The 8,555-nt window shown below is 72.5% G+C and carries 5 protein-coding genes; 1 reads left to right on the forward strand and 4 read right to left on the reverse strand.

The annotated features are described in order from the left end of the window. Positions 1-2 precede the first annotated feature (2 nt). The 4 genes from AB0F77_RS18475 to AB0F77_RS18490 form a co-directional block, all read right to left on the reverse strand. Positions 3-2,855: an NHLP bacteriocin export ABC transporter permease/ATPase subunit gene (locus AB0F77_RS18475; protein WP_361949141.1), complete on the reverse strand. Its 2,853-nt coding sequence runs from the start codon at positions 2,853-2,855 to the stop codon at positions 3-5. Between the two features lies 1 nt (position 2,856). Then, on the reverse strand, positions 2,857-5,079 hold the full coding sequence (locus AB0F77_RS18480; protein WP_361949144.1) for an NHLP family bacteriocin export ABC transporter peptidase/permease/ATPase subunit: 2,223 nt from the start codon (positions 5,077-5,079) through the stop codon (positions 2,857-2,859). Further along, complete coding sequence (locus tag AB0F77_RS18485; protein ID WP_361949147.1) at positions 5,076-5,882, reverse strand: HlyD family efflux transporter periplasmic adaptor subunit; 807 nt, start codon at positions 5,880-5,882, stop codon at positions 5,076-5,078. Before AB0F77_RS18485 ends, AB0F77_RS18480 begins: the two co-directional genes overlap by 4 nt. Positions 5,883-5,989: 107 nt before the next feature. Then, positions 5,990-6,205 carry a type A2 lantipeptide gene (locus AB0F77_RS18490; protein ID WP_361949150.1) on the reverse strand — a complete coding sequence of 72 codons (216 nt, stop codon included), beginning with the start codon at positions 6,203-6,205 and terminating at the stop codon, positions 5,990-5,992. Positions 6,206-6,837: 632 nt separating this feature from the next. Between AB0F77_RS18490 and AB0F77_RS18495 the strand changes: the two genes are divergently transcribed. Beyond that, a complete protein-coding gene (locus AB0F77_RS18495) occupies positions 6,838-8,229 on the forward strand; it encodes a S1 family peptidase (RefSeq protein WP_361949153.1) in 1,392 nt (463 codons plus the stop codon). The last annotated feature ends 326 nt before the right edge of the window (positions 8,230-8,555 follow it).

Consider the following 8,555-nt stretch of genomic DNA (forward strand, 5'->3'; position numbering starts at 1 on the left):
GCTCAGGTCAGCTGGCGGCGCACCAGCTCGTGCAGCCGGCCCCCGGTGTCCGCCAGCAGCTCGGCGGGCGGGCCCTGCTGGGCGACCTTGCCGTCCTCCATCACGATCACCCGGTCCGCGTCCAGGACCGTCGACAGCCGGTGCGCGATGACCACCCGGGTGGCGTTCAGCTTGCGTGTGCTCTCGATGACCGTGCGCTGCGTGTCGTTGTCCAGCGCGCTGGTCGCCTCGTCGAAGAACAGGATGCGCGGGCGGCGGATCAGCGCCTGGGCGATCATCAGCCGCTGCCGCTGCCCGCCCGAGACGGCCCCGCTGCCGGCGACGATCGTGTGCAGGCCCATCGGCATCCGCTTGATGTCCTCCGCGAGCCCCGCCATCTCGGCCGCCGCCATCGCCTCCTCCGGCGTGTACGGCTCGGTGCCGCAGATGACGTCCAGGATCGAACCGGTGAAGGGCTGGGCGTGCTGGAGCACCACCCCGCACTGCCGCCGCACCGCCGACCGGTCCAGCGCCGCCAGGTCCTGCCCGTCGTAGAGCACGCTCCCCGACACCGGCCGGTCGAAGCCGATCAGCAGCCTCAGCAGCGTGGACTTGCCGCAGCCGCTCGGCCCGACGATCGCCACGAACTCGCCCGGCCGCACCTCGAACGACACGTCGTCCAGCACCAGCGGCCCGTCGTCCGCGTACCGGAACGACAGCCGCCGCGCTTCGAGGCCCCCCGACAGCGGACCCGGCCGGGTGCTCGCCGACCGCACCTCGGGCGTCGCCTCCAGGACCGGCCTGATCTCCTCGAACAGCGGCAGCGCGGCCACCACCGACACGAACGAACCGGTGAGCTGGGTGACCGAGGTCAGCAGCATCGTCACCGACGTGCTGAACGTCAGGAACCCCGCCGCCGACATCGCGCCCTTCGCCGGACCCGCCAGCAGCATGAACATCAGCAGCGTGCACACCGGCAGGTAGACCGAACCCAGCACCGTCGTCAGGTTCTTGATCCGGCCCACCCTCTGCTGGAGCTCACGGCTGCGCGCGAACTCGCCCGCCCAGGCCGCGTACGCGTAGTTCTCGGCCGCCGCCACCCGCAGCTTCGGCAGCCCGCGCAGCGTCTGGAACGCCTGGTTGTTCAGCTTGTTGCCGAGCACCACCAGACGCCGCTGCCAGCGCACCTGCCACAGCCCGAGGCCCAGGAACACGGTGGCGATCACCGCGAGCATGCCGAGCGCAGCCAGCGCCATCGGCACGCTGAACCAGAACAGCAGCGCCAGGTTCATCCCGCCCACCGTCACCGACTGCGCCACCACCGGGCCCACGCCCGCGAGCAGCCGGCGGATCGAGCTGATCCCCATGGCCGCGCTGGCCAGTTCACCCGTGGAGCGCTGGGTGAAGAACGCCGTCGGCAGCCGCAGCAGCCGGTCCCACACGGCCGGTTGCAGCGTCGCCTCGATCCGGCCCTCCAGACGCAGCATCGTCAGGTTCTCCAGCAGCATGAACGCCGCCGCCACGATCCCGCTGACCATCACCGCCAGACAGACCTGCACGATGAGGCTCTGCTGCGCCTTCGGCACGTACTCGCCGAGCACCTTGCCCGTCGCGATCGGCACCAGCGCGCCGATCGCCACCGTCACCAGACCCGCGAGCAGCAGCGCGAGGACGTCGCCGCGCGTGCCGCGCATGCTGAAGCGCAGCAGTCCGAGCGGACCCATCGCCCGGTCCGGCAGCCGGCGGTAGAACATCACCGCGCGCGGTTCGAACTCCTCCGCGTTCGCCTTCTCGACCGGCGTCTCGCGGCCGGTCGCCGGATGCACCGCCACATAACCGCCGCGCCGCCACAGCAGCGCGACCGGCGCCCCCGACAGCGCCCGGTGCCCCACCAGCGGACCGATGTCGTCCCGCCACCAGGCCCCGTCCAGCCGCACCGCGCGGGTCCGCACCCGGGACGCCAGCGCCACCCGCTCCACCGGGTCCAGGCGCTCGCTCTCGGTGCCGCTCTGCGCCGGTTCGGCGAGGACGATCCCGGTGGCCCGCGCCACCAGCACACAGGCGGCGTACGTCGCGTCGGCGTCGGCGGCCGTCGCGCGCTGCGCCGGCGCCCTGCCGATGGAGGCGAGCAGTGTCCGGTCGGCCTGCGCGCGCACCGCCTCACCGGCCTTGATGCCGGCCGCCGTCCGGGTCTCGTGCGTGCGCTCCAGCTGCTCGATCCAGCGGTCCAGCGTGGTCAGCAGCCGGTACTGCTGGTCGACCATGCTCTGCCACACCGCCGGGTCCATCAGCAGGTCGGCGGCGGCCTCCGCGCCGTACACCGAGCCGTACTGGACGCTGCCCGGCGGCACCTGCATCCAGAACACGTCGTCGTCGTCCCCCGCGCTCGAATACGCTCGCGCGGGGGCACCCCCACCCTCGGCCGGGCGCTCCGTGGCCATGGGCGCCTGGAAGAGGACCGAGAGGCCGCGGCCGACGCCCAGGGCGAGGGCGTACTCCAGCGGGCTCGTCGTCGGCGGCACGTACTGCGGGTTGCCGTACTCGTCGTAGGACCAGGTCTGGGTGTTCGGCGGCTGGTACAGCTCGCGCAGCCCGATCCGGCGCACCACGCAGTCCCGCTGCGGGCGGGCCACCAGCGTGTGCTGCGGGCCCGCGACCGGGCCGAGCAGCAGCGCGCCCGTCTCCAGTCGGCCGAGGTGGTGCCAGTGGCCCTGCTGCCCGGCGTCCACCGCGAACAGGTCCAGGGCGCCCGCCGCGACCAGCCACAGCACCTGCGGGCCGCCGAGGTCCAGTCGGCTCAGACCGGCGCAGTCGACCGGCGCGCCCAGCGAACCGAGCGCGCCGAGAACCAGGTCGCCATCGTGCACGGAGGTCATCTCACCGCTCCCTGACAAGTGCGGCGTACGCCCCGCCGCGCGCCACCAGTTCGTCGTGCCGTCCGCGTTCCACGACCGTGCCGTGCTGGAGCACCACGATCTCGTCGCTGTCGCGCACGGTGCTCAGCCGGTGGGCGATCACCACGCAGGCACAGCCGCGGCGGCGCAGGTTGTCCATGACGACCTGCTCGGTCTCCGCGTCCAGCGCGCTGGTCACCTCGTCCAGCACGAGGATGCTCGGCCGGCGCACCAACGCCCGTGCGATCTCCAGGCGTTGGCGCTGCCCGCCGGAGAAGTTGCGGCCGTCCTGCTCGACCCTGCTGCGGATGCCGCCGGGCCGGCGCGTCACCACGTCGTACAGCGCGGCGTCCCGCAGCGCCTCCACCACGGCCTCGTCCGGGATCGACGGGTCCCAGAGGGCCACGTTGTCGCGCACCGAGCCCTCGAAGAGGAACACGTCCTGGTCGACGAAGGACACCGACGCCGCGAGCGAGCCGCGCGGGATGTCCTCCAGGCGCCGCCCGTCGATCCGGATGGTCCCTTCCCAGGGGGCGTACAGGCCCGAGATCAGCCGGGACACCGTGGACTTGCCGCTGCCCGAGCCGCCCACCAGGGCCACCTGCTGTCCGGGTCCGACGGTCAGGTCGAAGCCGGTGAGCAGGGGCTTGTCGAGCGGGCTGTAGCCGAAGGAGATGTTCTCCAGCTCGACGTGGCCGTGCAGCCGCCGCGCCGAGTCGCCGGTGCCGGGCCGGTCGTAGAGCGGGTCGGCCTGGAAGTTCTCCACGTCCTTGAGGCGGGCCACGTCCGCCGCGAAGTCCTGGATGCGGCCCGCGACCCCGTTGAGCCGGGTCAGCGGGGCGGTGAAGCGGGCCACCAGCGCCTGGAACGCGACCAGCAGTCCGACGGAGATGTGGCCCTCCACCGCCCGCATGCCGCCGATCCACAGGATCAGCCCGCTGTTGAGGGTGGCGAGCGTCGGCGCGACCACCCCGAGCCAGGCGCTCGGCACCCCGAGCCGCTGCTGCTCCTCCAGGGTCGAGGCGTGCTGCCCCGCCCACTTGCGGAAGTAGCCGTCCTCGCCGCCGGTCGCCTTCATGGTCTCGATCAACTGGAGCCCGGTGTAGGCGGTGTTGGTGAGCCGCGCGGTGTCCGCGCGCAGCTTCGCGGTCCGGGTCGCGCGCAGCCGTACGACCAGCCGCATCGCGACCAGGTTGAGCAGGGCGACGCCGATGCCGACGAACGTCAGCTGCGGGTCGTACGTGTACAGCAGCACCGCGTACAGCACGACGACCACCGCGTCCACGCCCGCCGCGGCGAGGTCGCGGGCCAGGGTCTCGGCGACCTGGTCGTTGGACTGGAGCCGCTGCACCAGGTCGGCGGGGCTGCGCTGGGAGAAGAACGTCACCGGCAGCCGCAGCAGATGGCGCAGGAAGCGGGCGCTGGAGAGCGTGGAGGAGATGATCCGGCCGTGCAGCAGATTGGCCTGCTGGAGCCAGGTCAGCACCAGGGTCAGCAGGACGCAGGCGCCCATCGCGGCGAACAGCACGCCGAGGAGGGAGGTCTGGCCGCCGATGAGGAACATGTCGATGTAGGTGCGGCTGAGCGCGGGCAGCGCGGCGCCGACCGCCACCAGCAGCAGGCTCGCGAGGACGGCGGCGGGCAGGGTGCCCGCGGTGCCGCGCAGCCGGGCCGGCATCGCGCCGAGCACCCCCGGCCTGCGGCCGCCCTTCTCGAAGCCCTCGCCCGGCTCCATCACCAGCACGACACCGGTGAAGCTGCCGTCGAACTCCTCCATGGGCACGAACCGGCGGCCCTTGGCGGGGTCGTTGATGTAGACCCCGCGCCGGCCGAAGCGGCGGCCCATGCCGTCGTAGACGACGTAGTGGTTGAACTCCCAGAACAGCACGGCCGGGGCCGCGACCTCGGCGAGGGCGGCCAGGTCCATCTGCATGCCCTTGGCCGTCAGCCCGTAACTGCGGGCCGCCTTCAGCAGGTTGCTGGCGCGCGAGCCGTCGCGGGAGACGCCGCACGCGATGCGCAGCTCCTCCAGCGGGACGTGCCGGCCGTAGTGGCCGAGGACCATGGCGAGGGAGGCGGCGCCGCACTCGACGGCCTCCATCTGGAGCACGCTGGAGGTGCGGACCGTCTTCGTACGGCTCTTGGGCACCGGGCGTTTGGGCGGCGCGGTGCGCCGTCTCGAGCGGGTTTCCTGGGCGGTGGTCACGGGAGCAGCCAATCGAGGGGACGCTGGTCGGCCAGCCGGACGGAACCCGTGGCCAGGGTCATGGATTCGAGGGCGAAGGGAGGACCCCCGGCCGAGCTCCACCGGTAACCGCTCTTGGTCTTCGAGGACTTGTCGAGCCGCACCAGCACGGCGACGGGCCGGCCCTGCCTGGTGAACTGCTCGCCGAGCTGCTGGTCCCCGAGGAACGCGGCGATGGACTGGGCCGACTGGGCCGTGCGGTCCACCGACTTCACATGGCCGCGCAGCACGCCGTACTCCTGCGTGGACACCGAGGAGACGGTGAGGTCGACGGCGGCGTCGGCCGGGATCGAGGAGGCGCTCTCGGCCGGGGCGAACACCGTCGCGTACAGCGGGTCGGAGGCGCGGGCGGCCTTCTCCACGGCGGCGACGTCCGCGCCCGTCCGGATGATCTGCCCGACGGTGGCGGCGAGCGCGGTGACGCGGCCCGCGGCGACCGTGCGGACCACGGAATCGCCCTTGTCCGTACGGACCTCGAGGACGGGCGCGTCGGCCGCGAGCCGTTCGCCCTGCTCGGCGAGTACGGCGGTGACCTGGCCGGCGACGGGGCTCTGGAGGACGTAACTGCCCTGCCCGTGCGTGAGGATGGCGGGCGCGGAGACGGTGGAGGCGACCGAGCCGGTCACCGCCCACACCGAGGCCGCGGCCATGACCACCACGGTGACGGACAGCGCGAGCCAGCCCTGCGGGCGGGCCAGCCGCACGGGGAGGTCCAGCTCCTCCGGCGACTGGAGCTTGGCGAGGGCCTGTTGGCGGAACTGCACGGGACTTCCCTCACCTGTGGGAGAGACTGCGCTACGACGTGGTTTCGGACACCCGAGAGCCCCGGAGCCGGGGAACGGCTCCGGGACTCAGCGGTGACGAGGTGCGGTCAGAGACCGGCGACCAGGCCGGTGACCGGAGCGGTGTTCAGACCGGTGACACCCTCGACCGTGCTGACGGCCGTGCCGACCAGGCCGGACACCGGGGCGACGCCGTCCACCAGGCCGGTGACGGTGCCGACGGCGTTCAGGGACAGACCGCCCGAGACGTTGTCGAGGTCGGCGTCGGAGATCTCGGCGGTCTCGACCTGGGGGGTGGAGTTCATGATGGAACTTCCCTTCATATGGATATCTCACAAGGGGGGAGCGGCCCCCTCTGGGGACAGATGGACGGCCGCGACCGCGGGCACCGGGCGCCCGTTGCCGGGAGCCCGAGCGGCCCCCGCGGTGCGATGGATCAAAGCACGCCCGGCGCTCGCGCTTCCAATCAATCACCAGTCCCACCAGGGAACTTGAGTCACACAAGGAAACAACCGTGCAGGTCTGCGCACGGCATGTCGGCGACTCCTTCACATGCGTCACGGCATCGGCGCACGCCCTCGCTTGCTCCCGTCCGGCCGAATCCGGCACTCCGCGCCAAAGGCGCGCACGGGGGCGCGCGCATGTGCAGATACGCCGCACTCGGTGACCCGATTGGGCATTGGATGTGCAGATTCCCTGGAGCGGGGATTCCGGCGCGAGTTCAGGACGGACCGTGTCCGGCCGGTCGCCGAACGTCATCGGCCGGCGGGTGGTGGGCCCGGGGCGGAGCGTGGCCGATTCGCAGTCGTGCACGACCTGTTGGCGACTCCCCTTGAACACACCTCGCGGACCGTCCGTACCTACAGCCATCCAGGCGCCCATGAATCAGCTGCCGCGACGGCGGCACGGACCCCGTCCCCCCAGGAGGTCGAGAAGTTTGAGTCACAAGCGGATTCCGAAGCGCAAGGCGGCCATAGCCGTCGGTTCGGTGGCGGCACTCGGCGCGGCGGCGCTCCTGCTGCCCAACGCCAACGCCTCCCAGGACGAGGCCGCCGGCGACACCGGTGCCCCCAAGACCCTCAAGGCGGCGGACGCCTCGGATCTCGCCGCACAGCTGCAGGGGCTCCTCGGTGACGCGTTCGCCGGTTCCTACTACGACAGCGGCAGCAGCCAACTCGTCGTCAACGTGATCAACGGCGATGACAACAACGTGATCGTGCAGGCGAAGAAGGCCGGCGCGGCCGTGCGGGAGGTGGCCAACAGCACCGCCGAACTCCAGGCCGCCGCGAGCACGTTGAAGAAGGACGCGACGATGCCCGGTACGTCCTGGGCCGTCGACCCGCGCACCAACAAGGTGGTCGTCACCGCCGACAGCACGGTCACCGGCGCCCGCTGGGACCGGCTGGAGTCGACGGTCCGGAACCTCGGTTCCGGCACGGCCGTCCTCAAGAAGTCCTCGGGCACCTTCAAGACGTTCGTCTCCGGCGGCGACGCCATCTTCTCCCAGGTGCAGGGCGGCACCGTCCGCTGCTCCCTCGGCTTCAACGTCACCGCGTCCGACGGCAGCCCCGCCTTCCTGACGGCCGGTCACTGCGGTGTCGCCGCCAAGGAGTGGTCCGACTCGGAGACCGGGCAGCCCATCGCCACGGTCGACCAGGCCACGTTCCCCGGCGAGGGTGACTTCTCCCTCGTCAAGTACGACGACCCCGCCACCGAGGCGCCCAGCGAGGTGAACGTCGGCAACGGGCAGACCGTCCAGATCACCCAGGCGGCCGAGGCCACCGTCGGTACGAACGTGTTCCGGATGGGCAGCACCACCGGGCTCCACGACGGCACGGTCACCGGACTCGACGCCACCGTCAACTTCCAGAGCGAGACCGACCCGAACGGCGTCGACACCGTCACCGGACTCATCCAGACCGACGTCTGCGCCGAGGCCGGCGACAGCGGCGGCTCCCTGTTCACCCAGGACGGCAGCGCGCTCGGCCTCACCTCCGGCGGCAGCGGCGACTGCACCAGCGGCGGCGAGACGTTCTTCCAGCCGGTGACCACGGCGCTCCAGGCCACCGGCGCCAGCCTCGGCGACGGCGGTGCCGGAGCGGGCGCGGGCGACGAGGCCGGCGCCGGCGCCGGTGACCAGTCCGGCGCGGGCACCGACCCCTCGGGCACCGGCGAGCAGCAGGGCACCGGTGAGGAGCAGGGCACCGGTGAGGAGCAGGGCACCGGCGAACAGCAGGGTGGCGGCGACGCGGTGGGCGGCTCCGCCGACCCGTCCGGGACCGGCGCCGAGTCCGGAGCGGGCGAGTCCCAGCTCACCACGACCCACTGACCGGGGCTCACCCCGGCCCGCCGACCGGCTCCGGCCGGCCGGCGGACGGTCCGGCCCTCCGGCGGGAGGACCGGACCACACCGACGTCCCGGTGCCGTCGGGGGCTTTGGCCTCCGCGCGAGCGCAGCAGCAGAACTGCACCGGCGTCCCGGGGCCGTCGGGGGTCTCACGTCCCGTGTCGGGATCGTCGGGGGACCTCATGCCTCCGCGAGTGCCCCCAGCAGCAGGACCGCACCGGCGTCCCGGGGCCGTCGGGGGTCTCACGTCCCGTGTCGGGATCGTCGGGGGACCTCATGCCTCCGCGAGTGCCCCCAGCAGCAGGACCG

It is taken from the genome of Streptomyces sp. NPDC026672, from assembly GCF_040638185.1.
Classification (GTDB): Bacteria; Actinomycetota; Actinomycetes; order Streptomycetales; family Streptomycetaceae; genus Streptomyces.